Raw genomic sequence first — 26,412 nt, forward strand, 5'->3', positions numbered from 1 at the left:
ATATTGCGAGAAATGAGCTTAGAACTGTCAAAACCTATAATCAAGACCTAGCATTACATATCTCCCTATAAGTTGGGTTTGAGATGTGAAAGTGGATACTCCGGTTAGTGATGAAATATTAAATGAATCATTATCGAATAGGTTATGAATTCTCCCGTGAGCTCTTAACGTTTTTGGAATGATATCATAATCTGCCTCTATACTACTAAAGTAAAAGTTAGAATCTCTAGGTAGGTTTCCAAAGAAGTACTTTTCATTCTTGAAGTACATGTTAAACTTGTCATTAATATTCAAATCAATGTCTAAAAACATTTTGTTGTTAGTCACGCTATTTTTAAATGTGCCTATGTCAAACGCAGTCTTAATCCATTTTACACCAAGATTGTAATTAAAAATACTATTAAAATCTGACCTTAAAGAGAATCCATAGCCCAACTGATGGGAAATGACATTTCTTTCTTGATTATTGATAATGTCGTTATAATTATTTGTCAAAAACTGCCCGTTAAGCTTGAGGTTAGTTTTCATAAACTTTAAGAAGTAATCAGTGTGAACCTCTGCTTTAAATTGTTCAGATTTCTGTCCAGATACGGCAGTTACGGTATTAAATTGAGGGGAGAGTAAAGCGTCTACCGAGTAGAAGTTTTTAGTACTACTATAATCTGCAATGGCAGATGCAGTAAACCTATCGGTCCAATTCCCGTATGTATATTTCAAACTTGATTGAAAAGTGTTTATAATGTTATTTTTTGCATTTCCTTGAATGAAAGCACGATAATTTCTCAGGACATATCCCGTATATAAATTCCCTAAGCTAGCTGTGTTTTGATTAATTGCGAGTACTGTTTCAAATTTGTGATTTTTGATAGGAGTAAGATCTATTTTCAAAAAGGGATTTACCTGAAAGAAATGCTCACTGTTTGAAGTTACATTGTCATTTTGAGTTGTTTTTTTGAGAGAAGCATCTATAGAAAATTGGATGTCTACCTTATCTAAATCATAGTTGGCTCGTAGTCCGGCATAGGTTTGCAGGTTTTCTAGCGTAAAATTATTATTAAAAATAGCATCTGATGCTTGCTCTTCATCTATAGTATTAACACTATTTATATCACTTGTTAAGTGTTGATTTTGGCTGTCTATTCCTAAGATAAATTCGTAGTTGGACTTCTTAGTATTAGTCACAAAAGCAGCTTGTACTCCAGCAAACTCGGAAACTTCTTTGCTTCTTGCACCAATCCCTAAGACCGTTTCATTATCTGTGACAAAATCTCCATATATATTAGGGCTTATATTATATCCTTGAGGCTTACTGTCTTTTTTATATTCGCTGGTGAGTACAATAGCTTTATTACTATCTATACTTCGGGTGTAATTTCCTTGTAACTGAAACACCGAGGCATTGTTTTTAAGGTGTTCATGTATGTCTATTTCATTTTGAATTAGATTATTATTGATTCGCTGGTCACCTGTATAGTATAGTGCATCAAAATGTATTTCATCATTATTACGCTTAAAGTCTAGCGCTATCTTACCAGCTGCTAGATTGTCTTTTTGTTGGATGTCATAGCTTTCTTCTAGTGTAAATGGGTTTTCCACCAAAAATGTGGTAAACTCTTCTTGATTATAGCGTTTTTTATCATAGGTAAGAACTCCGTTTACGGTAAGTTTAAGGTCTTTTGAAAAGGTGTAAATATCTGCTAGAGATAAAAATTGAGCATTGTTTCTATTTGAAATACGATCGTCAAAGGTGGGTCTTACTCGATCCACATCAATAAAAAATGTAGCATTAGCATTTGTGTCAAAATTATACAGACGGTTGTTGGAAGAAGGCGATAAGATTCCGTCAATATTGTCTGCTATTTCATCTCCTATATTATTAAAATCTTGAAAAAGATAGGCCTTGTTTTTGTTAAGTAATGAGATTGTATTTGACTTGATTTTATAGCGACCATTAAAGGTTGCTCCAGCATCTACGTTACCAAACAAGCTGCTTTTTCTATCGTCTTTAAGTGTGAGGTTAATAGCTACTTCGTCGTTTTTTTGAACCTGTTTCAAAATTTTGCTATCGTTGTAGTTTTGTAGAATTTCTATTTTATCAACTACCTCTGAGTTTAAGTTTTTAGATAAAATTTTATAACCTTGACCAAAGAGGTCATCATTATCAATCTTTATCTTTGATATCGCTTTTCCTTGAAAAGTGATATTACCACTATCTCCTACCTGTATCCCAGGTATATTTTTTAATAAATCTTCAAGAACTATTTGGCTTTTCCTTTTAAAGGCATCTGCTTTGAAAATGAGGGTGTCATTACGTACTTCTATATTTTTTTCTACATTAAGTACAACTTCATCTAGACTTGTAGTTTCTGAAATTAAAGAAATTTCAATAGAAAGTGTCTCTGTAGCGGTGATATTTAACTCTTTTTCATAAGCGCTATAGCCCAAACTAGTTGCTTTTAAAATATACTTGCCAGAGCTAGGGATTTTAAGAGTAAAGTCACCCTTAAGGTCACTACTAGTATAACTAATGATTTTTTCATTTTGAAATAGAAGTAAATTAACCTGACTTATTTCTAGTCCAGATGTGTCAATAACCTTACCTCTCAAAGATGTTTGTCCTCGTAAAGAAGTAATAGATGTACAAAGGATGAATAATAGAAATAATAAAGTGTTTATTCTTCCCATTCATAAGCTATTTCTTTACCACCTCTTTTTCTTGATCTTCTTGAACCAGAGCGTCTGTACTCTCTAGGTAATCGAGACGCAATCACTGGAGAGCCATTTGCTCTCCACTCATCGTCTAGTGAAACAAATTCTTTTAAAGAGATGACCTCATGAGAGGTTATAAATGCATCTTGATCTTGCATAAAGGATTCGAGTTCTGTTACCTTTTTCTTAGTAATAGTAGTTAATTGCCATTTGAGAATTCCATCATCTGCCTCAGCATAAACTACTAGGCCTGGAAGCCCTTGTAATTTCCATGGTCCATAGTTAACAGGTACTGAAAGGTCCACATAAGCTTTGTAATCTCTTCCTCTAAAAGTGGTTGTAAATTCTGTGCAATTTCTATCTGCTATGTTTTTAGAAAGGCCTGTAGGTATCCAATTGTTTGGTTTTATAACTTCTTCAGTTACATACACATCATTGCCTATAGAGTTTACATTAAGAAGTACTTTATCATCTAGATTTGTGATTGTGTTTTCATTAGAGTGACCAAACTTTATATTTATTTCTGGAACTCCATCTGCGGTATCTAGATTAAGTTTTGGTAGGTTTTCTAGAAAGATAGGAGCGCTAGTTTGATAACGTACTTGGTTATTATGTTTAAAAAGATATCCTTTCTTTATTAATGACTTACCTAAGTTATACTGGGCTTCATATTCAAAAATATGTAGTTCGTTTTGGGCTAATAAAGTACTAGAGAAAATAACAGATAATAGAACAATTACTTTTTTTAAAAACATCTGACTTTATTTAGTGGATTATTGAGCTCATCTCTACAAAACATAGCTGTAATAGCGTGATTTTGTATGTTAGTCAGCAAAATAGCACATAAAACAGAAGTAGAAAAAAGGAAATCCACAATCAATAGCGAATTAACATGCTTTTAGTATTGTAAAATATTGTGTTTGAGGTATAAAACAATGTAGAGATTAGGAGAAACCCTAAAGACTAGCCAGCTTTTTTGAACTTTGAGGATTCAGATACCTTTTTAAAACTCCTCCTTTTACGTTATTCACATCAAACTCTACGATAAAAGCATCGGGATCGCAGGAGTCTATGAGCTTGTGTATTTTGCGCAGGTGTATACGGTTTATCACGGTTTGTATCACGCGGCGTTCACTATTTTGACCCGTACTGCCGTAACCTGCTGCCGCTTTGTAGACGGTGATACCAGTGCCTAGTTCTTTAAGAATCTTTTGTTCTATTTCTTCAGATGACGGTGATATGATAGTAATACCTATAAAGTCTTCAAACCCTTCTATAAAAAAATCGATAAACTTTGCGGTCACGATATAGGTAAGTATGGAATACAGAGCAACCTCTACACTAAGTACTAATGCAGTGATAATAAATAGAACAATATTGAATGCTAGGATGGTCTTACCTATGCTTATTCCAAAAAGATCAAAGACATAAATTCCTAGAATTTCAGATCCGTCAAGTACCGCACCGTTGCGTATACTGATGCCAATACCAGCTCCTAAAAACATACCGCCAAAAATCGCAATGAGCAATTTGTCTTCAGTGATAATAGGAAATGACTCAACACCTATAAGGACTGCTAGTATCAAGATGGACACCGTGCTTTTTAAAAGAATATTTCGCGAAAGCTTATAAAAGCCCAACACCAGAAACGGAATACTGACAATAAAGAGCAGTAAGGAGATGTCTAGATCTAACTTTTTACTTAGTAAAATAGCGATACCCGTTGCTCCACCATCCAGAAACCCATTAGGAAGCAAGAAGGCTTTGAGGCCTATACTCGCGAGAGCAATACCTATAGCAATTTGTACATACTCAGAAAGTGATTTTAATATCTTTGCCATACCTTTTGGTTTTATGTTAAGATAGCTATTTCTCTTTCTTTTCTAAGCTCATTACAAAACTTATGAGGTCTGTATCTGCATCTTTACCATAGGCACTCGTAAGGCAACCTTTTATAGAATCATTAGTCTCTATCAAAAATAAAATCGAACTATCCCCTGGGTCATTCATTCCCTCGTGCCTGCAATATTCTATAAGTGTGAGGTCTTCTATTTGATACCAGCGATTATTAGTTCTACACAATAAACGCCCCTCTCTATACATAAAATCTGAGGTAAAACCTGCGACTCTCGCTGCTGCTATATCTTCTGTTAGGGTGTTGCTTTGTGAGAGAATCATAAAGTAAGGTTTTGAGTACGCTTTCGCGAAAGCGTGATTAAAAAATATATTAGCTCCAGTTTATAATGCAGAGGTAAAGCGGCATTCCCAGTGTGATATTAAAGGGAAAGGTAATGGCAAGTGCCATAGGTAAGTATAGGCCTTCGTTTGCTTTAGGCGCAGCGAGTTTCATAGCGGCAGGGACTGCAATATAAGAGGCACTTGCTGCAAGTATGGCAAAGAGCAATCTGTTACCTACAGATTCTGTTACAAAACCACTTAGTAAACTCACGATAATACCATTTACAATAGGAACGGCAATTGCAAATACATAAGGAAAAGCGCCATACTCTTTGAGGCTTCCTATTTTTTTACCACTTGAGATTCCCATATCAAGTAAAAAGACAGCTAGAAAACCTTTAAAAATATCTGTGGTAAAAGGAGCAATGCCTTGTGCTTGTGCATCGCTTGCCATAAAACCTATGACGAGACTTCCTATAATTAATAGTACACTACCATTAGTCACAGAGTGCTTAATAATACTTCCCATAGAGACAGTCTTGTCTCTGTTTGCCGTAAATAGCATCATAAGAAGCACTCCTATTATGATAGACGGTGCTTCCATAATGGCCATAACCGCAACCATATACCCGCTATATGCAATTTGCTCCATATCTAGATAAGCGACTGTGGTAACAAAGGTTACAGCACTTACAGAGCCGTATGCCGCGGCGATAGCCGCGGCATTTTGAACTCCGACGCGCTTTTTGAGCGTAAAAAACGCATACAGGGGAACTGAAAGAGCAAGGACTACTCCAAAAATTAATGACCAGACAATCTCCATATTAAACGCTGAGTGGGCGAGCTCTTGTCCTCCTTTAAACCCTATAGAAAGTAGGAGATAAAGAGAAATAAACTTTGAAGAACTAGGCGGTATGGCTAAGTCACTTTTGAGTTGTACCGCTAGTAATCCTAAAAAGAAAAACAAGAGTGCAGGGTTGGTCAAGTTATCAACCAGTAGATGTAAGTCCATAAAGGAGAGTTAGGTGTCTTAGTGTGGTAATTACTTTTTGATGCGTATCTCTACAGTGCTTTTTATTTCTAGTTTACCTCGATCTGCACGCACGTCACTTAAAAAGCTTTTTAATTTTCCTTTCTCATCTAGTAGCTCTATAATACGTCCACTATCATACTCACAGGCATCATCTATGTTACCTTCGGTGCGGCTTAAGCGTTGTAATTTGTGAAAGTTGATCTTCTTATCAAGCATTGCGTGTAAGATATCTCCAGCTTCGGTTGCTGTAAATACTCCATCTATGAGGTTGATTTTTTGATCTGTCATTGTTGCAGTTTCTGTTTGTAATGTTTTCATAGTAAATGATTTTTTTAAATGAATAAGAGATTAAGATGCTCTACTAGCAATGTTTATAAACACTAGAAGGGTTATTAAAAAACTAGCAGATAGAATTTCTGTAAGAAACAGGTAGTCTGAAAAAATGGAGAGTGTAATGGCTACCATAGGGATAGCAAGTAGCATCAAATTTTTTAAGACAAAAAATAGAGCCGTCCAGTTTATGGTGATACTGGTCTTGATCTCTTGAGGTGTGTACCTGTCATTTCTAAACGAGTCAATTTTTAGTTTTTGTAACATAGGTTCTCATTGTTTTGATGGTGCAAAGATGTGGGCTAGAGTTCATATATTTTTATTTATATTTATAATGAATTACATAAATAATTTTAATGCATTATACATTGCACCAGCTTCAAGTCTTCTTGAAGGTCACAGAATTTAAGAGCATCACAAAAGCTGCAGAGGAGCTACATCTCACGCAGCCTGCGGTCTCGATACAGATTAAAAACTTTCAAAATCAGTTTCCTATTCCGCTTACGGAGGTTGTGGGGAGACAATTATTTGTAACAGATTTTGGTGAGGAAATTGCAGCTGCAGCACGTAAAATAATTGCCGAAGTAGATGCAATTAATTACAAAACGATGGCTTATCAAGGTCAGCTCTCGGGTAAATTAAAGATATCCATCGTCTCTACGGGTAAATATTTGATGCCCTATTACATCACAGATTTTATGAATATGCATCCTGGTGTCGATCTAGAGATGGATGTGACAAACAAGACCAGAGTGGTACGTCATCTTGAAAAAAACGAAACAGATTTTGCACTGGTATCTGTAGTTCCAGATCATATCGCGATAGATAAAGTGAGACTCATCCCTAACAAACTATTTTTAGTAGGAGGTAGGCAGCACACGTACTCAGGTAAAACCATTTCAAAAAAGGATTTTGATAAACTACCTGTGGTGTATAGAGAAAAAGGATCTGCAACACGGGCAGCTATGGAAAATTATATTGCAGACAGACAACTTCCTACTCGTAAAAAGATAGAGCTTACCTCAAACGAGGCGGTAAAGCAAGCAGTGATTTCTGGAATAGGGATTTCTATACTCCCCCTAGTAGGACTTAAAAATGCACTTACGAGCGGTGATGCTCAAATCATCCCGAGCAAAGGATTGCCTATTACCACACACTGGAATCTCATCTGGCAAAAAAGCAAGCAGCTTTCTCCCACCGCACAAGCATTTGTGAGTTACCTCGAGGAGCATAAAACAGCGCTTAATGAGAAGCATTTTGGGTGGTTAGATACGTATTAAAGGGTACGCTTTCGCGAAAGCGTAAAACGTGCAAAACGTTGTATTTGCTGAAGTGACGTGCAAATGTCGGGTTAAATACTGCTCAAAAAATGAAACAAATCATAAATGAGCCATACTATTGCAGTGTAGAACTTCTTGTACATTTGATGCGCATCATTACAAGGCAAAACATTTATGATGAAACAACCAGAATTAGGACAAAAGATTTTAGAACTGCGCCAGCAAAAGGGATTAACGCAGGAAGAACTTGTAGCGCAATGTAATATCTCTGTGCGCACCATACAGCGCATAGAAGCTGGAGAAACAATGCCACGTGTTTATACGATTAAAACCATACTCTCTGCGCTAGATAGAGATCTAGATGACTTGCAAGAAGACACCATTTTTGAGGCCAAAGTAAAAAAGGCAATGCTTTTTGAAATAGATGAAAGTAAGGATGTATCATATCTATTTAAACAACTTCACATAGGCTGGGTTGCTGGTATTTTGAGTATGATTGTGTTTATATTTCAAATTTTTGACACTTATTACTACGAGACTGAAAATGTATATTTTGCTGGAGATATAGGTTTTAGACTGCTAGCTCTTTTTGCAATCGTATTTTTTATATTTCATATGAGGGCTTTCATTTTAATAGGAAACCTCTTTAAGGCGAGTATACTAAAAGCGGCTGCACTAGTTTTTATCACGGTAGAGATTATAACAAACTTAATTACCATTATAGATGTGCACGGCACGTATATCTCAGATATTGCTTTTGGTATTATAACCTCAGTGTTGTACGGTATAGCATTTCTCGTTTTTGGCTATGCGCTTTATAAGCTCAAAGGGTTAGGGGCTTTGTCTCAAGGCACAGGTATCGGGTATATTATATTAGGTGTTTTCTTTTGCACCATAATTCTGGTCATTGTAGCTCTGCCATTAAGTATCGTGGCACAGGTATTTAATATTCTTATTATTTTAAAAGCGATTGATATGATCAAAAAGCAAATAGGTTAATAAGAACTGTCATTTTAAAAAAAGTAAAACGCATCCTCAAAATGCTCAAGGCGTTCTTGCTTTGAGTTTTTGAGTACTGCGATAATGTCAAAACGTACTTCGACATCTAGATCATTTTCTAGTACATACTCATTTGCTACTTTGACAATTGTTTTCTGCTTTCCAGGACTTACAAAACTCTGCGGATCGCCAAAGAAATCTGAGTTACGCGCCTTTACTTCTACCACAACGAGGACGCCTTCCTCCTTCTGGCAGATAATGTCGACTTCATTTTTTCCAAAAAACCAATTACGTTCAAGAATAGTGTAACCCTGCTTTATTAAATGCAGGGTTGCTAGTTCTTCGCCGTATTCGCCTAGTTCTTTTGGGGTCATAATTTAGTTGTGTGATTAGTACCCATAATAAGCTCGTCTTAGCGCATCAACTCGTTTTTTTAACTTCCAAGGAGCAAGACCTACTGCAACACGCCTTTTGTCAACATTTTTAAAATCAAGAATATTGGTGCTATCCACATTGTCATAAATCCCATAATCATAAAAACCACGAGAGCGCTGTCTACTGTCGATCATTTTACCTAATATGTCTGCTGGAGCTTCACCATCCTCAATCATTTTTAGAAGCACTGGTTTAAAGTATATCGTGTCGTCAAAATGAAAAAACAATGTTTTTATATCTACACGCTCACCTTGATTGAAATTATCCTTACCCACAAGTTGAGTTGAAGGATATCCATATTGATTAAAAATCTCTTTGATTCTCTTTTGATGAATGCTATCTACACGCTCCATCTCTGTAAAATCTATAGGAGGCTGTCTTACTTCTTGATCAAGACGGTTCATTGCAATTATTTCTGCTCTTAAATCTTGGTTAATATTTGCGTTAAACTCATCTGCATAAGAAGCAGCGTTACGCGCCAGATAATCCCACTCTTCATATTCCTTGAGGATATTATATATTTCATTGTTTTTAAAAGTATCAAAACTCATTCCTTCCTTAAGCATACGCTCCATATAAGGAAAGGCTTTTTGAGGTTCACCTACTTTGATGGAGAGTTTTGCCATCATTTCAGGCTCTCTAATGAGCGTCTGGTTCAATAGACCACAACGAGTTTCTACCTCTTTAAAAATATCATAGGCTTTCTGATAGTCTTCTTCATAAAATGCCAGCTCTGCTTGATAAACATCTTGATAGTAGGATTCTATAAAATTGCAAGAAGGTTTATCCACACAAGAAAACAAAAACATCATTATAAGTATAGAGAGAATTCTATTCATATTGTATACTTGTTTTAGTTGCTGTTACTTCAAGCGTAATCTCACTCCCCAACTTCAACGCATTATTATTATCTACGTGACCTGCTGGGAAGTCAAACGCTACTGGGAAGTCACATTCCTTTATAGCATCTAGTACAATCTCTTGAGCCGTTTTCCCAAAAGGGATTCTGTTATCGTGCATCTTCGTCATCCCACCTACAACCATACCTGCACAGTGATCTAGCATCCCGTTGCGTTTTAGATTGACTACCATTCTATCTATGTGATAGAGGTACTCATCGAGGTCTTCAATAAATAAGATTTTACCAGCTGTATCTAGATCAGAGCTACTACCACATAGACTGTAAAGTATAGAGAGGTTTCCGCCCACAAGCGTCCCTTTTGCAGTGCCTAGTCTGTTGAGCTTATTTGTGGTGTTGTAACTAAAGTTAGGTTGCTCGCCAAAAAGCGATTGTTTTAATGACGCTTTTGCGAAAGCGGTATTGTCATCAAGAGAAACAGGCATGGTGGCGTGTATCGTTTTGAACCCTATTTTGTGAATGTGAGTATGTAAAACCGTCACATCTGAGTAACCCACTACCCACTTTGGATACTTGACAAACTTGTAAAAATCTAGATCATCTACTATGCGCACGGTTCCGTAGCCGCCACGAGCACACCAGATGGCTTTAATCTCCGTATTATCCATCATTTGCTGAAAGTCTTGTGCTCTCCGAAAATCTGTCCCAGCATACTGATTGTCTTCGAGGCCAATGGTGTTTCCTAACACGGGAACTAAGCCCCAGCTTTTGAGCAAAGCAATGCCGTCTTTGAGTTCTTCTTTAGAAATTTTACGAGCCGTAGCAACGATTGCGACTTTGTCGCCGCTTTTAAGATATGGAGGTGTAACCATTGATTTATTTTTCACACCTCAATATACTAACTTAACGGCAGTTTGGATTTTAAACCAACTGGTAATTTGGTGAAAAATTTAATCTCTTAGTATTTCAAAATAGGTGATTTTTAAAGACGCCTACAGCTCAAAAACGATGCTCTATAGCCCCGATAGCAATGAAAATCCCGCAACCTAGCGATAGCAAGGTGAGGAATTGTAATGAATAGCGGGAAGAGGTAGCTGCTTCCTACAACTACTGGAGCGCTCCTAGCATAACAATACCGAGTTAAAGCTAGAATACTTTATAGATACTCCTTGCTTGTTTTTCTTTATTTTTGTCGCTTCTTAAAGAACACAATATGTCTCAGAATCCACAACGATATACAATTACAGCGGCACTGCCGTATACTAACGGACCTATACACATAGGCCACCTTGCAGGAGTGTATGTTCCGGCAGATATTTATGCGCGTTACCAGCGTATGCAAGGAGCAGATGTTGCTTTTATATGTGGAAGTGATGAGCACGGTGTGCCTATCACAATCAAAGCAAAAAAAGAGGGCGTTACCCCTCAAGATGTGGTAGACAAGTACAATGCGATTATCAAAAAATCTTTTGAAGATTTTGGGATCACTTTTGACAACTACTCACGTACCTCTGCAAAAATTCACCACGATACTGCGTCTGAGTTTTTTAAGAATATGTACGATCAAGGTAAGTTTATAGAAGAGACTAACGAGCAACTGTATGATGCAGAGGCAAACCAGTTTCTTGCAGACCGTTTTGTGACGGGAACTTGCCCTAAGTGTGGTTTTGAAGAAGCCTATGGAGATCAGTGTGAGAGCTGTGGTACGTCGCACAACGCAACAGATCTTATCAACCCAAAGAGTGCCATAACAGGAGCTGTACCTACACTTAAGGAAACAAAACACTGGTTTTTACCACTAGATCAATACAATGACTTCTTTAAGGAGTGGATTATAAAAGGACATAAAAAAGACTGGAAAACTAATGTGTACGGGCAGTGTAAATCTTGGATAGATGATGGACTACGACCTCGCGCCGTAACTCGTGATCTGGACTGGGGAATCCCATTGCCAGTAGAGGGAGCAGAAGGTAAAGTATTGTACGTTTGGTTTGATGCGCCTATAGGTTACATCTCTTCTACAAAGGAGTGGGCAGCACGTGAAGGCAAAGACTGGGAGCCGTACTGGAAAGATGAAAACACAAAACTACTTCACTTTATAGGGAAGGATAATATCGTTTTTCACTGTTTGATTTTTCCTGCGATGCTCAAAGGTCACGGTGAGTATATTTTACCAGATAACGTGCCTGCAAATGAGTTCTTGAATCTTGAAGGACGCAAGCTTTCTACTTCAAAAAACTGGGCAGTATGGTTACACGAGTACCTTGAAGAATTTCCAGATCAGCAGGATGTGTTGCGTTATGTACTTACAGCAAACGCACCAGAATCTAAGGATAACGACTTTACTTGGAAAGATTTCCAAACTAGAAATAATAGCGAACTTGTAGCAATTTTCGGAAACTTTATTAACAGAGTTACCGTACTTACTCACAAATATTATGATGGTGTTGTCCCTACCCCAGGAGTGCTTAATGAGCTTGATAAACAGACTCTTGCAGAGATGGCTGCATATCCAGCAGTGATAGGTAGCAGTATAGAAAAATACCGCTTTCGCGAAAGTCAAACAGAATTTATGAATCTCGCTCGTCTAGGAAACAAATACCTAGCAGACGAAGAGCCGTGGAAGACGATCAAAACAGATGAAGAGCGTACTAAAACTGTAATGTATGTAGCCTTACAAATTGCAGCTGCACTAGCAAGTCTTAGTGAGCCTTTCTTACCTTTTACTAGTTCAAAGCTTAAAGGGATTTTAAATCTTGATCAAGATTTAAACCTTTATAAAAAGTCAGAAGAACCTTTTAACAGCATCGAAGGAGATGAGGTATCTATGAATGTACGTAAAACTACAAGTGAGATGCCTTTATCTGCAGGTCACACCATTAATAAATCTCAATTACTCTTCTCAAAAATAGAAGACAGCCAGATACAAGTACAGCTAGATAAGCTAGAAGCAAGCAAAGCAGCAAACGAAGCAGAAGCCGCTGCAGAAAACGCAGTTGTAGAGCCACAAAAGGACACGATTACCTTTGACGATTTTACAAAACTCGATATGCGAGTAGGTACCATTATCGAAGCAGAAAAGATGAAGAAAACGAAGAAACTCCTCATCTTAAAAGTAGATACAGGTATAGATGTGCGTACCATCGTTTCTGGTATCGCAGAGAGCTTTACTCCAGAAGAAGTAATTGGGAAGCAAGTAACCGTACTTGTAAACCTGGCTCCAAGAGCATTAAGAGGTGTAGAGAGTGAAGGAATGATCTTAATGACAGAGGATGCCTCTGGTAAGTTGGTGTTTGTAAATCCTGCTGCTGAAGGAGTGGTTAATGGGAATATGATAAGTTAAGCGTGTGGAGGTTTTACAATACGTAATCAAAAGCTCAGGCTTATCAGAAAAAGGTGTAAAAAATACACTAGATCTCCTCAACGAAGACTGCACACTCCCATTTATAGCTCGCTACCGTAAGGAAGCGACGGGTGGACTAGACGAGGTAGAGATAGGAAAGATTATCGAGCTTAAAGAGCAGTTTGAGACTTTAGAAAAACGTAAAAAATCAATTCTTAAATCACTAGAAGAGCAAGACGTTCTTACTAGCGAACTCAAAGATAAGATTGAAAAAACGCAAGATCTTACTACGCTAGAAGACTTGTATTTACCATACAAGAAAAAGCGTAAAACGAAAGCCGAGACAGCACGTGTAAATGGACTAGAACCACTTGCCAAAATCATTATGTCTCAAAATGCGCAAGACCCAGAAGGACTAGCGCATCGATATACCAATAGCGAAATACTAGATGCACAAAGTGCGTTAGAAGGAGCACGTCACATCATAGCCGAGTGGATTAATGAGCGTGCAGATATACGTAATAATATACGTGAGCAGTTAAAACGTTTTGCCACCATAGAGACGAAGGTGGTTAAAAAAATGGCAAACGATGAGAAAGCGCAGAAATTCCGTGATTATTTTGACTGGTCTGAGGCATTGAGCCGCTGTCCGTCACACAGACTACTTGCCATTTTAAGAGCTGAAAATGAAGGTTACATTCGTGTCAAAGTTGTCATTGACGATGAGCGCGCGCTAGAGAAAATAGAACGCAAACTCATACGCTCACGTGGCGATAGCGCTACCCAGATAGAACTTGCCATAAAAGACGCCTACAAGCGACTATTATTTCCTGCATTGAGCAATGAGCGTCTCTCAGAAGCAAAGAAAACTGCAGATGAAACCGCCATCCAAGTATTTGCAAAAAATTTAAAACAATTACTCCTTGGTTCGCCGCTAGGTGAGAAGCGTATTCTTGCGCTAGACCCAGGTTTTAGAACAGGTTGTAAGCTTGTGTGCCTCGATGCACAGGGACAGTTGTTACATAATGAAACCATCTATCCACACGCACCAAAAAACGATGACAAAGGCGCTATAAAGAAAATCTCTAGTCTTACAGATGCTTATAAAATTGAAGCAATCGCCATCGGTAATGGTACGGCTTCCCGCGAGACCGAGCGACTTGTAAAACGCATCCACTTTAAGAATGCGATGGAAGTTTTTGTAGTGAGTGAGGCAGGAGCTTCTATTTACAGTGCAAGCAAGATCGCCCGCGATGAGTTTCCTAATTATGATGTGACAGTTCGTGGTGCAGTTTCTATAGGTCGTAGGTTGCAAGACCCGCTGGCAGAGCTGGTGAAGATAGATGCAAAGTCAATTGGCGTAGGGCAATATCAGCACGATGTAGATCAGACCGCACTTCAAAAATCACTAGATCAAACGGTAGAAAACTGTGTAAATGCCGTGGGTGTAAATATAAATACGGCAAGTGCACCGCTATTGAGTTATGTGTCAGGTATTGGACCAAAACTTGCTGAGGGTGTAGTACGCTTTCGCGAAAGCGAAGGACCCTTCAAAACACGTCAAGAGATTAAAAAGGTACCACGTTTGGGAGGAAAAGTATTCGTACAAGCCGCAGGTTTCTTGAGAATCACTGGTGCCGAGAATCCATTAGATAACTCGTCTGTACATCCAGAAAGATATAAATTGGTTGCAAGTATCGCCAAAGATCAAAAAGTGTCTGTCGCCGAAATGATTGGAAACACAAGCCTTCTTAAATCGATAGACCTTCAAAAATATGTAACCGATGAGGTTGGACTTCCTACGCTCACCGATATTGTAAGCGAACTAGAAAAGCCTGGGCTAGACATTAGAGAAAAGGCGAAGGTGTTTACATTTAATCAAAACATACGCACGATAGAAGATGTACAGCCAGGCCAATTGCTACCAGGGATTGTAAATAATGTAACAGCTTTTGGAGCCTTTGTAGACATTGGTATTAAAGAAAGCGGACTCATACATATTTCAAACCTTGCAGATGGTTTTGTGAGCGATGTGAGTGCACACGTAAGTTTACAACAGCAAGTTATTGTAAAAGTACTGGAAGTAGATATCGCAAGAAAGAGGATACAATTGAAGTTGGAGAAGTAAAAGTTTTGTCACCTTGAGCGTGTAGAGAGGTCACACAAGTAGCTTTTTGTGAACTTATTCATATGCGATTTCTCGACAGGCTCGAAATGACGAGTGGTTGTTATCTCCACGTAAGGGGAGATCAAGAAAGTAGCTCAAGAGCACAACTTCCAGAAAACTTGATTGTTTGTGTTGTAGCCGCAGTCACCTCGAGCTTGTCGAGAGGTCGCACGAGTTGCTTTTTATGTGCTCACTCCAATGCGATTTCTCGGCAAGCTCGAAATGACGAGTGATTGTCATCTCGACGATAGGAGAGATCACACGAGTAGCTCAAGAATACAGGCTGCGGAAAACTTGATTATTCGCGACATAGTCCTAGTCACCTCGAGCTTGTCGAGAGGTCACACGAGTAGCTCCTCATTTTTTTATGTGCTCACTCCAATGCGATTTCTCGACAAGCTCGAAATGACGAGTGATTGTATATTTGTATACTCACCATAATATACTTAATGCTCAAAATCGCATTCCACCCCATTTACAAACATCCACTGCCGGAGGGGCATCGCTTCCCTATGGAGAAATATGATTTGCTTCCTAAGCAGTTAGTATATGAAGGTACGTGTGATGCAAATAATTTCTTCGAGCCTGTACAGGTAGCTCACGAGCATATTTTACGATGTCATACTACAGAATATGTAGAGAATCTCAAAGAGCTAGCTATCGATCCTAGAGCACAGCGAAAAACCGGTTTTCCGCTCTCACAAGAACTTGTAGATCGCGAATTAATCATCACTCAAGGCACCATTGATGGGTGTCACTACGCGCTAGAAAATGGTATTGCAATGAATATTGCTGGTGGTACACACCACGCTTATACAGATCACGGAGAGGCATTTTGTCTTCTCAACGACCAAGCGATTGCTGCGCGGTATTTACAAGCAACTAAGCTTGCAAAGAAGATTCTCATTGTAGACCTCGATGTTCATCAAGGTAACGGAACGGCAGAGATTTTTACGGGTGACGATTCGGTGTTTACGTTTTCTATGCACGGTAAGGCAAACTATCCTTTTAGAAAAGAAATCTCAGATCTTGATATTGCATTAGAGACCGATACAGGCGATGCGGAGTATCTCGATATTCTCAAAAAAACATTGCCTAATCTCATTAAAGAACAACAACCAGATTTCATCTTCTATCTGTGCGGAGTCGATATTTTAGCGAGTGACAAATTGGGTAAATTGGGGTGTAGCATAGAAGGTTGTAAAGAACGCGATCGGTTTGTGTTACAAACCTGTCACGATTTAAAAATTCCTGTACAATGTAGTATGGGCGGCGGCTATTCTCCAGATATAAAAGTGATCATTGACGCGCACGCAAATACTTTTAGAACGGCACAAGATATTTACTTCTAGTGCAATCTTTCGTAAGACAATTATTTCTTTTTCTTCATCAACTTTGCGGTCATTTTCTTGATCCTATCGGCTAGTTTTTCGCTGCTCAATTTTTCGCGTAAGCGGTCTGTAATTATTGGAAAAGATAAAGGCGTAGGTTGGTCGCAATCCATCCAGACAATTTCTTGCGTCTCTATGCGCTCAAGCGCTTGCTGCAATCGACCTTCTTCTAGTTGATGCTCAAAAGTCTCTGTAAATGCTTGCTGAAATAATAAATTATCTGCCTCATAATCACGGAACACGTCAAAAAACAGCTGACTACTACTTTGCAGGTGTTTTTGTTTGATTTGCTTGTTTGGGAAGCCAGTAAAAACAAGCCCAGAAATTACCGCAATGTCTCTAAATTTTCGTCTGGCCATTTCCGTAGCATTGAGACTATTCTGCAAGTCGTCGTGCATATATGCCGTCGTAAATAGGTCGTTATCTAGTAGCTGCTGTATGTCTATAGGTTGGTCTGAAAGTAGCTCAAAACCGTAGTCATTAAAGGCGAGGGAGAAGGTGATAGGGTCTAGCAAACTAAGACGATACCCAAGTAAACTTCCCATAGCCTCGTGCACAAAACGACCTTCAAAAGGGTAAAAAACGTGATGGTAGCCATCGCGTGTTTTAAAAGTCTCAATGAGCAGTTGCTCATCACTTGGGATGATACTCTCTACCTTTTGCTGTCTAAAAATGTGCTCTAGCGCATTAATCTCTAAAGACCGCTTTCGCGAAAGCGAATTCCCCGTATACAGTTCCTCTCGTAGCAGCTGCGACATCTGGCTGCTTAAAGTGAGTCTACCGCCCATCCACGAGGGGACTTTATTGGTTTTCTTTGAGCTGTTACGCACGTGTACTTCCATATTTTTAATACGGATAAACTCGAGGTTGCGACCTGCAAAAGTAAACACATCACCACGCGTTAACTTACTAATGAAAAACTCCTCTATGGTACCAATGTAACCACCTTTTTGATATTTGACTACAAGATTTGCATCGCTCACAATCGTCCCTATTTGTAAACGATGACGCATTGCCACCATACGAGAATTCACTTTAAATCTGCCGTCCTCAAGAATCTCCACCTTCTTATACTCATCATAAGCTTGCAGGGATTGTGCACCCATTGTCATAAAATTAAGGCACCATTCCCATTGCTCTTTTGTCATTGCTTGAAAGCAAAACGTAGTCTGTATCTCTGGCCAGATATCTTCGGGTAAAAATCCGTCAGACACGGCTAGCGTCACGAGATATTGAATCAGTACATCAAAACTATTGAGATACGGAATTCTATCTTCTACCGTGTTTTCCTTAACGGCGCGCTGCAAAGCAGAGGCTTCTACTAGCTCTATGGCGTGCGTAGGCAAAAAGTAAATCACACTCTCCTTGCCAGGGCTGTGACCAGATCGCCCAGCACGTTGTAAAAAGCGAGCGACACCCTTTGGGCCGCCTATTTGGATAATGGTTTCAACAGGCGCAAAGTCTACTCCGAGATCAAGGCTAGAAGTACAAACTACCGCCTTGAGAGAGCCATTCCGAATGGCGCCCTCAACCCACGTACGCGTCTCTTTATTAATACTCCCGTGATGCATTGCAATCTCACCAGCATACTCAGGATGTGCCGCAAGAATGCGCTGAAACCAAATCTCACACTGGCTTCGCGTGTTTGTAAATAGTAAGGTCGTTTTGCTGTTGTTGATAATTGGCACTACGTACTCAAGCAAGTGCAATCCCAAATGACCACGCCAAGGAAAGGTTTCCATTTCGTCTGGAATGATAGACTTGACAGTGATTTTTTTGTTGATGTTTGCTTTGATAATTACGCTTTCGCGAAAAGCGTCACTCTCATAACCCAGCAATACTTCTCGAGCTTGCTCTAGATTCCCAATCGTTGCCGAAATCCCCCAGATACGCATATCTGAAGCGACAGTTTTCAATCGGCTCAACGCGAGTTCCATCTGTACACCTCTTTTTGTACCTAGTAATTCGTGCCACTCGTCAATAATTATAGCCGAACAATTTTTAAAAACCTTTTCATATCCTTTGGAAGCAATCAAAAGCATCAAGCTCTCGGGTGTGGTGATGAGCAAGTCTGGCATAGAACGTTTTTGCTTTGCACGTTCAGACTGAGAAGTATCGCCATTGCGTATTCCTACCGTCATCTGTGTGCCGAGATCTTGTGTGATACGAGAAGCCGAAAGCTCAATCTCATTAGAAAGCGAGCGCAGCGGAGTGATCCAAATAGCCTTAAGTCCTTTTTTATGTTTGGTCTTGTAATCTGGATTTTTCTTGATGTAATTAAGAACCACCGGAAACCAAAGCGCATACGTCTTACCACTTCCCGTAGGCGCATTAAGCAATCCATTTTTACCCGCCAGAAACGCCTTCCACGTTTGTTTTTGAAATGGAAAAGGTTTCCAGTCTTGCAACTGGAACCAGTTATTTGCGATATCGAGTAGTTCTTTATTATTCAAATAAATATATTATTTAGGAATCATCCCTTTCAAATCCTCCAGCGTATTTGCATCCTCTATTTTCTTGTCGTGTCGCCAGCGTAGCATTCTTGGAAAACGCGTGGCGACACCACTTTTATGTCTTTTTGATAATGCTATACCTTCAAAGGCAATTTCAAACACGTGATGCGGAGTTACAGATCTCACTGGGCCAAAACGTTCTAATGTGTTTTTTTTAATCCAGTTATCTACTTTTCTAAACTCAGCATCTGTGAGACCTGAATAGGCTTTTGCAAAAGTAACGAGCTCGGTTTTATCTTCATTCCATAAACCAAAGGTGTAATCTGTAAATAAATTACTTCGTCTACCGTGACCACGCATTGCATAAGTGAGCACCGCATCAATGGTGAGCGGATCTACTTTCCATTTCCACCAGTCGCCCTTTTTTCTACCTACGCGATAGGGGCTGTCTTTACGCTTAATCATTAATCCTTCAGAGCGCATCTCTCTACTGCGGTCTCTTTCTTGTGCCATCTCTTCCCAACTATCAAACTCCATAGTTTCAGAAATCCCTATAGGCAGTTCTTTATCTGTGATATTGCGATATAACGATTCGAGAATTGTTCTCCTTTTCGCGAAGGCGGTCTCACGCAAGTCTTTCCCTTTCCATTCTAAAATGTCATAAGCCTTGATAATCACAGGCACTTCTTTGAGCATTTTCTTGCTCACCGTTTTACGTCCTATACGCGTTTGTAAGTCGTTAAAAGTACCAATCTGCCCATCATAAAAAGGCAGTAACTCACCATCTATGACCGTTCCGTCTGGTATGTGTTCTTTAAGAATCTCTAGTTCTGGGTACTTATCTGTCACTAGCTCTTCACCGCGACTCCAGATAAAAATCTCGCCATTACGAAAGATGGTTTGTGAGCGAATACCATCCCACTTATGTTCGGCAAGAAAGTCTGTCACATCACCCAGCGCCGAAGGTTCATCTTCAACTGCATAGGCAAGGTAAAACGGATACGGCCTTGAAAACTCTTGACTTGCATCTTCCTCGATAACCAAGTCGTGAAAGGTGACCGTCTGCGGTTTCCAGTCTCCCATAAGTTTATAAGCTAGTACGTCTTCTTCTATATCTGTAGCTTGTGATAATGCACGTGTCATTAACTTTTGACTCACGCCTATTCTAAAGCCTCCGGTAATAAGCTTTGTAAATACAAAACGTTCATAATAGTTGAGATTTGCCCAGTTATCAAAGAGGTATTCCTTTTTCTCTTCATCCGTTTTTCGCTTAAGCGAAATCATCTCTTCCAGAAACTGAGTAAGCGACTTCTCTGAAGATGCTGTTGCTTCGGGAACAACGAGTGCAATCGTTTCTGCAAGGTCACCCACGATGTGATAGCTTTCTTCAAAAAGCCATAACGGGATGTTTGATAGTTCGCTCGCCCATTCCCTAAGTAAGGTTGTGTTTACAGGTCTTGGAGGACGGCGGTGCGATAAGATGGCAATCGTCCAGACTTTGTCTTTATCTGGCGCTTCTCTGAAGTAATGCGCAAGTGCCTTGACCTTCTCGTTAGTCTTATTTGTGGAATCGAGTGTCTTTATGAGTGCTGCAAATAGTTTCATACGCTAGTTTCCTCCTCCTCTTTTTTTGCATCTCCTTCTGCTAGTTCGCCTTCATATTGCGTTTCTTCTGTACGAGCATCATAACCCAGACCACGTAAATAGCGCGAGAAAATATCTGTATATCCGTGTGTGCAGATAATTTTTTCTGCACCTGTAGCTTCTATACTTTGTAGTAAGCTAGGCCAGTCACAGTGATCACTTAGCACAAAGCCTTTGTCAATAGCTCTGCGTCTTCGTGCTCCTCTAAAAGCCATCCAGCCGCTTGCGCTTGCAGTTACATATGGCACCATTTTGCGTATCCACTTACTGCCGTGAGTGGCTGGTGGTGCTAGAACGATACTTCCTTTAAAATCTTCCTTTTTAGTATCTCTAGTGATTAATTCTGTTGCTGGCATATCGATCATAGGGCGCAGTACTTCGGTCATTTTTTCGATTGCGCCGTGTGTAAGAATCTTTCCAATACTCGGGTCAAGGTGCTTTAATAATCGTTGTGCTTTACCTAAACTGTAAGCAAAAAGCACAGAGCATTTTCCTTCGGCTTTGTTTTGCGCCCACCAAGTATTTATGTCGTGCATTACTTCTGCTTGTGGAGTCCACTTGAAGGCTGGGAGTCCAAAGGTACATTCGGTAATAAAAGTGTCGCATTTTACGGGTTCGTAGGGTTGGGAGATACCATCTACTTCAGTCTTATAATCTCCTGTAAATACCCACACTTCGCCCTTGTGTTCTACACGTATCTGACTAGACCCAGGGATGTGACCAGCTGGGTGAAAGGTGAATTTTACATTGTTGATGTTTACGCTTTCGCGAAAGCGTACCCCAGAAACATTAATATCACCCAGACGATGTGAGATGATAGGCACATTGCTCTCGTGTGTGATGTACTGTTTATGTCCCCATCGACTATGGTCTGCGTGACCGTGCGTGATGAGGGCTTTATCTACAGGTTTCCACGGGTCTAGATAGACCTTTGCGGGCGGGCAATAGATGCCCTTATCTGTAAATTCTAGAAGTGGTTTTTTCAAGCTGTTTTTCTTTTTCATCTTAAAGATACGGGTCGACATACCTTTACATTAGGGTTTTAGGAAAACTTTAGGGCATAAAAAAGCCTCTTTTTGCAAGAGGCTTTTAGGTGTTGTAAGGGCAGTTCTTATTTGATTACTTCTAAATGAAGGATAATTCCATCACTTGAGCTATCTTCAGATTTATCAATGGTTTTATAGTGAACTAAATATTCTAGACCTACATTATCATTCTTTGTAAGTAGCTTACCATTGATACTTGTAGTAGCATCAATTTCTAAAATTTTAGGTTCATTGTCGCCATCTGTAAAGAAGAAATATCCTCCCTCGTAAGCGTCAAATGTAAGATGCTCTGTAAATGCTTCTTTAGAATTCTCTGTTGTCGTAAAAGGGCTCATTCCTAATAAAACAGTGCTGAATAATATAAGTATGGTCTTCATAATATCGATGGTTTAGTTAGCTTCGGTAAGCTAACATAGTTGCTTACTGAGTATAAATATAGCGCTAGTCTTAGCCTATCGGTTTTTAATTAACCATTGTTTGTGAGAGAATGTTAAGGGTTTTAAAAATTGTAATAATCCTCTTGTCAACTAATTATAGGGTATATGTTTAAAGTTCTAAGCTGTAATTTTGAAAAAAGAAAAAGATGAACCTATCCTTAAGTATTCCTGCATTACTGTTTCCGGCAATATCGCTTACGATGTTAGCCTATAATGCCCGTTATCTTGCAATTGCAGGTTTGATACGTAATTTGCATGCTTCTTATCAAGAAACGCATGCCGAAGGAGTAGGACTGCAGGTTAAGAAACTGAGAAAGCGACTCACTATTATTAAAAACATGCAAGCAGTAGCGATTGTAAGTTTTCTACTAGCGGTCATTACGATGTTCTTAATTTATATAGAAGAGGCATTTTATGCAAAAATCGTTTTTGGGGTTAGTCTATTTGCATTAATGCTCTCGCTTGTACTTTCCTTAATAGAAGTACAGCTTTCTACAAAGGCACTTTCTATACAGCTGCGAGATATGGAATAAAAAAAGCCTCAATCGTTACAGATTGAGGCTTTTGTACCTAGGATGGGAATCGAACCCACACTTCAAAGAAACTCGAGTTTGAGTCGAGCGCGTCTACCAATTCCGCCACCTAGGCTTTTTGGAAGTGCAAAATTAAAGAATAATTTAATTTACAGCGTATAAAACATCATTTATTGTACTGCTCTACTCATTTTTAATTCCTATTTTTGCACCTCCTTAGAGGGAAAAGAATTGTAATTAAACCATATAACTGTCACAACAGATGACCGCTACCGTACCGCAACCGAAGATATTTGCTTGTCAAAACAGCAAACCACTGGCCGAAAAAATCGCAAAAGCCTTTGGGCAGCCGCTGGGTAACGTCATAACATCGACATATAGTGATGGAGAATTTCAACCTTCTTTTGAAGAATCTGTACGTGGATCACGTGTATTTATTATAGGAAGCACCATGCCATCATCAGATAATATGATGGAAATGTTATTGATGCTAGATGCTGCAAAGCGTGCTAGTGCAAGACACATAACGGCAGTGATACCTTATTTTGGATGGGCGCGACAAGACCGTAAGGATAAACCTAGAGTGCCTATTGCTGCAAAGCTTATGGCAAGCCTACTAGAAACAGCAGGTGCTACGCGTATTATCACTATGGACTTACACGCAGATCAAATACAAGGATTTTTTGAGAAGCCAGTAGATCATTTATTTGCGTCTACTATATTCTTACCTTATTTAAAGGAACTAGGATTAGAAAATCTTACGATTGCTTCTCCAGATATGGGAGGTAGTAAAAGAGCCTATGCGTATAGTAAGGCGATGGAGAGTGATGTTGTTATATGTTTTAAGCAACGAGCAAAAGCAAATGTAATCTCACACATGGAACTTATAGGTAGTGTTGAAGGACAACACGTAGTACTTGTAGATGATATGGTAGATACTGCAGGAACTTTAACCAAGGCTGCAGATTTGATGATAGAAAAGGGTGCGCTTAGTGTACGAGCGATCTGTACCCACGCAATTTTAAGTGGTAACGCTTACGATAAGATAGAAAACAGTAAACTTTCGGAATTGATTGTAACAGATTCAATTCCTAAAGAACACAAAAGTGATAAAGTAAGGGTATTGACCTGCGCACCACTTTTTGCAGATGTTATGCACCGTGTAAATAGTAACACGAGTATTTCATCGAAGTTTATTATGTAATATTTTTTTAACTATAATTATTTAATATGAAATCAGTTTCGATCCACGGATCTAAAAGAGAAAGCGTAGGCAAGAAAGCTACAAAGGCCTTACGTAATGCTGGACTGGTACCTTGCGTTGTATACGGAGGGGACACGCCATTGCATTTTAGCGCACCAGAACTTGCGTTCAAAGAATTGGTATACACTCCAGACGCGCACACAGTAGAAATCGAATTAGACGGTGTAACCGTAAAGGCGATTCTTCAAGATATCCAGTTCCACCCGGTAACTGATCGTATTTTACACATAGACTTCTACCAGATTTTTGATGGTAAAGAAGTAACAATGAATATCCCAGTACACTTTACAGGTAACTCTCGTGGAGTAATGAATGGTGGTGTTTTACGTAAAACAAACCGTGTATTACGTGTGAAAGCACTTCCTAAAGATCTTCCAGATTACTTAGTTGCAGATATCACAAACCTGAAAATAGGTAACAAGTTATACATAGGAGCTTTACCACAAGAAAACCTAACACTTATGCACCCTGATAACACAGTAGTGTGTCAAGTTAGAACTTCTCGTACAGCTATCCTTGATGACGATGATGATGAAGAAGAAACTGAAGCAGGAGATGTTCCTTCTACACAAACAGATGATGCCGCTGCAGCAGCAGAGTAATCAATCCGTTATATTTAATACAAAAGCATCTCGTTCTTCGAGATGCTTTTTTTATTTTTATACGATAGTAATAAGCGGTGTCTTTAACTTAATTAATGAAGGATGACCATAAATTACATTCTAACAAAATAGCATATGATGCGCTCTTTTTTCGGTAGACTATTTAGAAAAGTAACGACAGAAGAGGAAGTAATAGACCCCATGAAAAAATTTCTCATCGTTGGTTTAGGAAACATAGGTCCTAAGTACACAGAAACTAGGCATAATATAGGATTTAAGGTGGTAGACGCTTTCGCGAAAGCGCAAGAAACCTCTTTTGAAACTGAAAAACTAGGTGACATCGCGCGCACCAAAGTAAAAGGTAAAACCGTAATCTTATTGAAGCCCAATACCTTTATGAATTTAAGCGGTAAGGCCATACGATACTGGATGCAACAAGAGAAGATATTAGTCGAAAATCTTCTGGTTATAACAGATGATTTGAATCTAGATTTTGGAACCATAAGAGTGAAAACAAAAGGTTCTGCTGGAGGGCATAATGGACTAAAAGACACGCAAGCTCAATTGAACACATCTGTATATAATAGATTTCGTTTTGGTATAAGTGATGCTTTTTCTACGGGACGTCAAGTAGATTATGTATTAGGAGAATGGACGCCAGAGGAGCAAGCTAGTCTTCCTGAGCGCTTAGATAAGAGTTGTGAGGTAATCACTTCTTTTGTGAGTGGAGGAATTAATAATACAATGAACGCGTACAACGGCAAATAATCTTGAAAACTCACAATAGCGCACATACATTTAGCTCAGAAAAAGGAACTGTCGTTACGATAGGTACCTTTGACGGAGTACACTTAGGACATCGCCAGATTATTAATAGGCTTAACGAAAGTGCGCGAGCAAATGGCTGGGAGTCATGTGTACTTACCTTTTTTCCGCACCCTAGGATGGTGTTACAGAAGGATACTTCGCTCAAGCTCATAAATACCATAGATGAGCGAGCGCAACTATTGGAAGGTCTAGGTCTAGATCACCTCGTGATTCATCCTTTTACCTTAGATTTTTCAAGGTATCACGCGGAGACATTTGTTGAAGAGATTCTTGTAAATTCTCTTAACGCAAAGAAAGTAATTATAGGTTACGATCACCGTTTTGGACGCAATCGTAATGCTAATATTGAGGACCTCAAGCGTTTTGGAGAGCAACTAGGTTTTGAGGTGGAAGAGATATCAAAGCAAGAACTAGAAGACGTCGCTGTAAGCTCTACAAAAGTGCGTAAATCACTAGAGGCAGGAGATGTGGCGCTAGCAAATAACTATCTAGATCAAGCATTTATGCTTACGGGAACCGTTGTAAAAGGCAGGAGCCTAGGTAGAACCATAGGGTATCCTACCGCAAATCTTGATATAGCTCAAGATTATAAACTAATACCCGCACAAGGCGTTTATGTAGTGCAGTCTCGTATAAACGGAAATGTTGTTTACGGGATGATGAATATAGGCACAAACCCAACAGTAGGAGGAAGTGCGCAAACTGTTGAAACCTATTTCTTTGACTTCAGTAAGGACTTATATGGACAAGAGCTAGAGATACAATTGCTAGACCGTATACGTGATGAGAAAACCTTTGGGAGTGTAGATGAGCTTGTAAAAGCGATGAAAGAGGATGAGAAGTATGCACGGGATTATATAAATAAGCTCTAATCAAATAAG

24 protein-coding genes and 1 tRNA gene are annotated in these 26,412 nt (G+C 39.2%); 10 read left to right on the forward strand and 15 right to left on the reverse strand.

Annotated features, from left to right (window positions below; genetic code table 11):
• Positions 1–27 precede the first annotated feature (27 nt).
• The 7 genes from SJY23_RS05655 to SJY23_RS05685 form a co-directional block, all read right to left on the reverse strand.
• Complete coding sequence (locus SJY23_RS05655) at positions 28–2,685, reverse strand: carboxypeptidase-like regulatory domain-containing protein (protein WP_396597779.1); 2,658 nt, start codon at positions 2,683–2,685, stop codon at positions 28–30.
• Entirely contained in the window at positions 2,673–3,464 is a 792-nt protein-coding gene (locus SJY23_RS05660) for a GLPGLI family protein (RefSeq protein ID WP_396597780.1), read from the reverse strand. Before SJY23_RS05660 ends, SJY23_RS05655 begins: the two co-directional genes overlap by 13 nt.
• Positions 3,465–3,665: 201 nt before the next feature.
• Complete coding sequence (locus SJY23_RS05665; RefSeq protein ID WP_396597781.1) at positions 3,666–4,550, reverse strand: YitT family protein; 885 nt, start codon at positions 4,548–4,550, stop codon at positions 3,666–3,668.
• A gap of 25 nt (positions 4,551–4,575) precedes the next feature.
• The gene (locus tag SJY23_RS05670; RefSeq protein WP_035326020.1) at positions 4,576–4,887 is read right to left on the reverse strand and encodes a hypothetical protein; all 312 of its coding nucleotides are present in this window, start codon (positions 4,885–4,887) and stop codon (positions 4,576–4,578) included.
• A gap of 49 nt (positions 4,888–4,936) precedes the next feature.
• Positions 4,937–5,899, reverse strand: a complete 963-nt coding sequence (locus SJY23_RS05675; protein WP_396597782.1) for a sodium-dependent bicarbonate transport family permease — start codon at positions 5,897–5,899, stop codon at positions 4,937–4,939.
• Positions 5,900–5,929: 30 nt separating this feature from the next.
• Positions 5,930–6,238: a hypothetical protein gene (locus tag SJY23_RS05680; RefSeq protein WP_396597783.1), complete on the reverse strand. Its 309-nt coding sequence runs from the start codon at positions 6,236–6,238 to the stop codon at positions 5,930–5,932.
• Between the two features lie 30 nt (positions 6,239–6,268).
• Positions 6,269–6,517 (reverse strand): hypothetical protein, encoded by a 249-nt coding sequence (locus SJY23_RS05685; protein ID WP_013750506.1) that lies wholly within the window; start codon positions 6,515–6,517, stop codon positions 6,269–6,271.
• A gap of 89 nt (positions 6,518–6,606) precedes the next feature.
• On the opposite strand from SJY23_RS05685, the gene SJY23_RS05690 reads away from it, so the two are divergent.
• Together SJY23_RS05690 and SJY23_RS05695 are read left to right on the forward strand one after the other, a co-directional pair.
• Positions 6,607–7,530, forward strand: a complete 924-nt coding sequence (locus SJY23_RS05690) for a LysR family transcriptional regulator (RefSeq protein WP_013750505.1) — start codon at positions 6,607–6,609, stop codon at positions 7,528–7,530.
• Between the two features lie 177 nt (positions 7,531–7,707).
• Entirely contained in the window at positions 7,708–8,529 is an 822-nt protein-coding gene (locus SJY23_RS05695) for a helix-turn-helix domain-containing protein (protein ID WP_396597784.1), read from the forward strand.
• Positions 8,530–8,543: 14 nt separating this feature from the next.
• Here SJY23_RS05695 and SJY23_RS05700 read toward each other — a convergent pair whose 3' ends face one another.
• Genes SJY23_RS05700 through SJY23_RS05710 form a run of 3 tightly spaced genes read right to left on the reverse strand, consistent with a single transcriptional unit; the run spans position 8,544 to position 10,695 of the window.
• Positions 8,544–8,903, reverse strand: a complete 360-nt coding sequence (locus tag SJY23_RS05700; RefSeq protein WP_396597785.1) for a YraN family protein — start codon at positions 8,901–8,903, stop codon at positions 8,544–8,546.
• 15 nt (positions 8,904–8,918) lie between these two features.
• Positions 8,919–9,803 carry a hypothetical protein gene (locus tag SJY23_RS05705; RefSeq protein ID WP_396597786.1) on the reverse strand — a complete coding sequence of 295 codons (885 nt, stop codon included), beginning with the start codon at positions 9,801–9,803 and terminating at the stop codon, positions 8,919–8,921.
• A complete protein-coding gene (locus tag SJY23_RS05710; RefSeq protein ID WP_396597787.1) occupies positions 9,796–10,695 on the reverse strand; it encodes an LD-carboxypeptidase in 900 nt (299 codons plus the stop codon). Before SJY23_RS05710 ends, SJY23_RS05705 begins: the two co-directional genes overlap by 8 nt.
• A 341-nt stretch (positions 10,696–11,036) precedes the next feature.
• On the opposite strand from SJY23_RS05710, the gene metG reads away from it, so the two are divergent.
• The 3 genes from metG (at position 11,037) to SJY23_RS05725 (ending at position 16,685) form a co-directional block, all read left to right on the forward strand.
• Complete coding sequence (gene metG, locus SJY23_RS05715) at positions 11,037–13,166, forward strand: methionine--tRNA ligase (protein ID WP_396597788.1); 2,130 nt, start codon at positions 11,037–11,039, stop codon at positions 13,164–13,166.
• Positions 13,167–13,170: 4 nt separating this feature from the next.
• Positions 13,171–15,294: a Tex family protein gene (locus tag SJY23_RS05720; RefSeq protein ID WP_396597789.1), complete on the forward strand. Its 2,124-nt coding sequence runs from the start codon at positions 13,171–13,173 to the stop codon at positions 15,292–15,294.
• A gap of 488 nt (positions 15,295–15,782) precedes the next feature.
• Positions 15,783–16,685: a histone deacetylase gene (locus tag SJY23_RS05725; RefSeq protein WP_396597790.1), complete on the forward strand. Its 903-nt coding sequence runs from the start codon at positions 15,783–15,785 to the stop codon at positions 16,683–16,685.
• 20 nt (positions 16,686–16,705) lie between these two features.
• Here SJY23_RS05725 and SJY23_RS05730 read toward each other — a convergent pair whose 3' ends face one another.
• From SJY23_RS05730 to SJY23_RS05745, 4 genes are all read right to left on the reverse strand, one after another.
• The gene (locus tag SJY23_RS05730; RefSeq protein WP_396597791.1) at positions 16,706–19,177 is read right to left on the reverse strand and encodes a ligase-associated DNA damage response DEXH box helicase; all 2,472 of its coding nucleotides are present in this window, start codon (positions 19,175–19,177) and stop codon (positions 16,706–16,708) included.
• Between the two features lie 9 nt (positions 19,178–19,186).
• Positions 19,187–20,782: an ATP-dependent DNA ligase gene (locus SJY23_RS05735; RefSeq protein WP_396597792.1), complete on the reverse strand. Its 1,596-nt coding sequence runs from the start codon at positions 20,780–20,782 to the stop codon at positions 19,187–19,189.
• The gene (locus SJY23_RS05740) at positions 20,779–21,807 is read right to left on the reverse strand and encodes a ligase-associated DNA damage response exonuclease (RefSeq protein ID WP_396598106.1); all 1,029 of its coding nucleotides are present in this window, start codon (positions 21,805–21,807) and stop codon (positions 20,779–20,781) included. The genes SJY23_RS05735 and SJY23_RS05740 overlap by 4 nt, the downstream gene beginning before the upstream one ends.
• A gap of 125 nt (positions 21,808–21,932) precedes the next feature.
• Positions 21,933–22,244, reverse strand: a complete 312-nt coding sequence (locus tag SJY23_RS05745) for a hypothetical protein (protein ID WP_396597793.1) — start codon at positions 22,242–22,244, stop codon at positions 21,933–21,935.
• A gap of 206 nt (positions 22,245–22,450) precedes the next feature.
• Between SJY23_RS05745 and SJY23_RS05750 the strand changes: the two genes are divergently transcribed.
• On the forward strand, positions 22,451–22,837 hold the full coding sequence (locus tag SJY23_RS05750; RefSeq protein ID WP_396597794.1) for a DUF2721 domain-containing protein: 387 nt from the start codon (positions 22,451–22,453) through the stop codon (positions 22,835–22,837).
• Between the two features lie 34 nt (positions 22,838–22,871).
• On the opposite strand, the gene SJY23_RS05755 is transcribed toward SJY23_RS05750, so the two are convergent.
• Positions 22,872–22,952, reverse strand: a tRNA-Leu gene (locus tag SJY23_RS05755).
• 147 nt (positions 22,953–23,099) lie between these two features.
• Between SJY23_RS05755 and SJY23_RS05760 the strand changes: the two genes are divergently transcribed.
• From SJY23_RS05760 to SJY23_RS05775, 4 genes are all read left to right on the forward strand, one after another.
• Positions 23,100–24,041 (forward strand): ribose-phosphate pyrophosphokinase, encoded by a 942-nt coding sequence (locus tag SJY23_RS05760; RefSeq protein ID WP_035334919.1) that lies wholly within the window; start codon positions 23,100–23,102, stop codon positions 24,039–24,041.
• A 26-nt stretch (positions 24,042–24,067) separates the two neighbouring features.
• Entirely contained in the window at positions 24,068–24,703 is a 636-nt protein-coding gene (locus SJY23_RS05765; protein WP_035334918.1) for a 50S ribosomal protein L25/general stress protein Ctc, read from the forward strand.
• A 138-nt stretch (positions 24,704–24,841) separates the two neighbouring features.
• Entirely contained in the window at positions 24,842–25,471 is a 630-nt protein-coding gene (gene pth, locus SJY23_RS05770) for an aminoacyl-tRNA hydrolase (protein WP_396598107.1), read from the forward strand.
• Between the two features lie 2 nt (positions 25,472–25,473).
• Positions 25,474–26,403 (forward strand): bifunctional riboflavin kinase/FAD synthetase, encoded by a 930-nt coding sequence (locus SJY23_RS05775; RefSeq protein ID WP_396597795.1) that lies wholly within the window; start codon positions 25,474–25,476, stop codon positions 26,401–26,403.
• Positions 26,404–26,412 lie beyond the last annotated feature (9 nt).

The sequence above is a fragment of the Dokdonia sp. R86516 genome, from assembly GCF_044596715.1.
Lineage (GTDB): Bacteria > Bacteroidota > Bacteroidia > Flavobacteriales > Flavobacteriaceae > Dokdonia.

Bases quoted from the DNA above. Each gene is read 5' to 3' on its own strand.
- SJY23_RS05710 (WP_396597787.1), bottom strand. From the start codon at position 10,695: ATGGTTACACCTCCATATCTTAAAAGCGGCGACAAAGTCGCAATCGTT.
- SJY23_RS05735 (WP_396597792.1), bottom strand. From the start codon at position 20,782: ATGAAACTATTTGCAGCACTCATAAAGACACTCGATTCCACAAATAAG.
- SJY23_RS05695 (WP_396597784.1), top strand. From the start codon at position 7,708: ATGAAACAACCAGAATTAGGACAAAAGATTTTAGAACTGCGCCAGCAA.
- SJY23_RS05765 (WP_035334918.1), top strand. From the start codon at position 24,068: ATGAAATCAGTTTCGATCCACGGATCTAAAAGAGAAAGCGTAGGCAAG.
- SJY23_RS05700 (WP_396597785.1), bottom strand. From the start codon at position 8,903: ATGACCCCAAAAGAACTAGGCGAATACGGCGAAGAACTAGCAACCCTG.
- SJY23_RS05685 (WP_013750506.1), bottom strand. From the start codon at position 6,517: ATGTTACAAAAACTAAAAATTGACTCGTTTAGAAATGACAGGTACACA.
- SJY23_RS05760 (WP_035334919.1), top strand. From the start codon at position 23,100: ATGACCGCTACCGTACCGCAACCGAAGATATTTGCTTGTCAAAACAGC.
- SJY23_RS05680 (WP_396597783.1), bottom strand. From the start codon at position 6,238: ATGAAAACATTACAAACAGAAACTGCAACAATGACAGATCAAAAAATC.
- SJY23_RS05660 (WP_396597780.1), bottom strand. From the start codon at position 3,464: ATGTTTTTAAAAAAAGTAATTGTTCTATTATCTGTTATTTTCTCTAGT.
- SJY23_RS05675 (WP_396597782.1), bottom strand. From the start codon at position 5,899: ATGGACTTACATCTACTGGTTGATAACTTGACCAACCCTGCACTCTTG.
- SJY23_RS05655 (WP_396597779.1), bottom strand. From the start codon at position 2,685: ATGGGAAGAATAAACACTTTATTATTTCTATTATTCATCCTTTGTACA.
- SJY23_RS05705 (WP_396597786.1), bottom strand. From the start codon at position 9,803: ATGAATAGAATTCTCTCTATACTTATAATGATGTTTTTGTTTTCTTGT.
- pth (WP_396598107.1), top strand. From the start codon at position 24,842: ATGCGCTCTTTTTTCGGTAGACTATTTAGAAAAGTAACGACAGAAGAG.
- SJY23_RS05750 (WP_396597794.1), top strand. From the start codon at position 22,451: ATGAACCTATCCTTAAGTATTCCTGCATTACTGTTTCCGGCAATATCG.
- metG (WP_396597788.1), top strand. From the start codon at position 11,037: ATGTCTCAGAATCCACAACGATATACAATTACAGCGGCACTGCCGTAT.
- SJY23_RS05690 (WP_013750505.1), top strand. From the start codon at position 6,607: ATGCATTATACATTGCACCAGCTTCAAGTCTTCTTGAAGGTCACAGAA.
- SJY23_RS05725 (WP_396597790.1), top strand. From the start codon at position 15,783: ATGCTCAAAATCGCATTCCACCCCATTTACAAACATCCACTGCCGGAG.
- SJY23_RS05670 (WP_035326020.1), bottom strand. From the start codon at position 4,887: ATGATTCTCTCACAAAGCAACACCCTAACAGAAGATATAGCAGCAGCG.
- SJY23_RS05665 (WP_396597781.1), bottom strand. From the start codon at position 4,550: ATGGCAAAGATATTAAAATCACTTTCTGAGTATGTACAAATTGCTATA.
- SJY23_RS05745 (WP_396597793.1), bottom strand. From the start codon at position 22,244: ATGAAGACCATACTTATATTATTCAGCACTGTTTTATTAGGAATGAGC.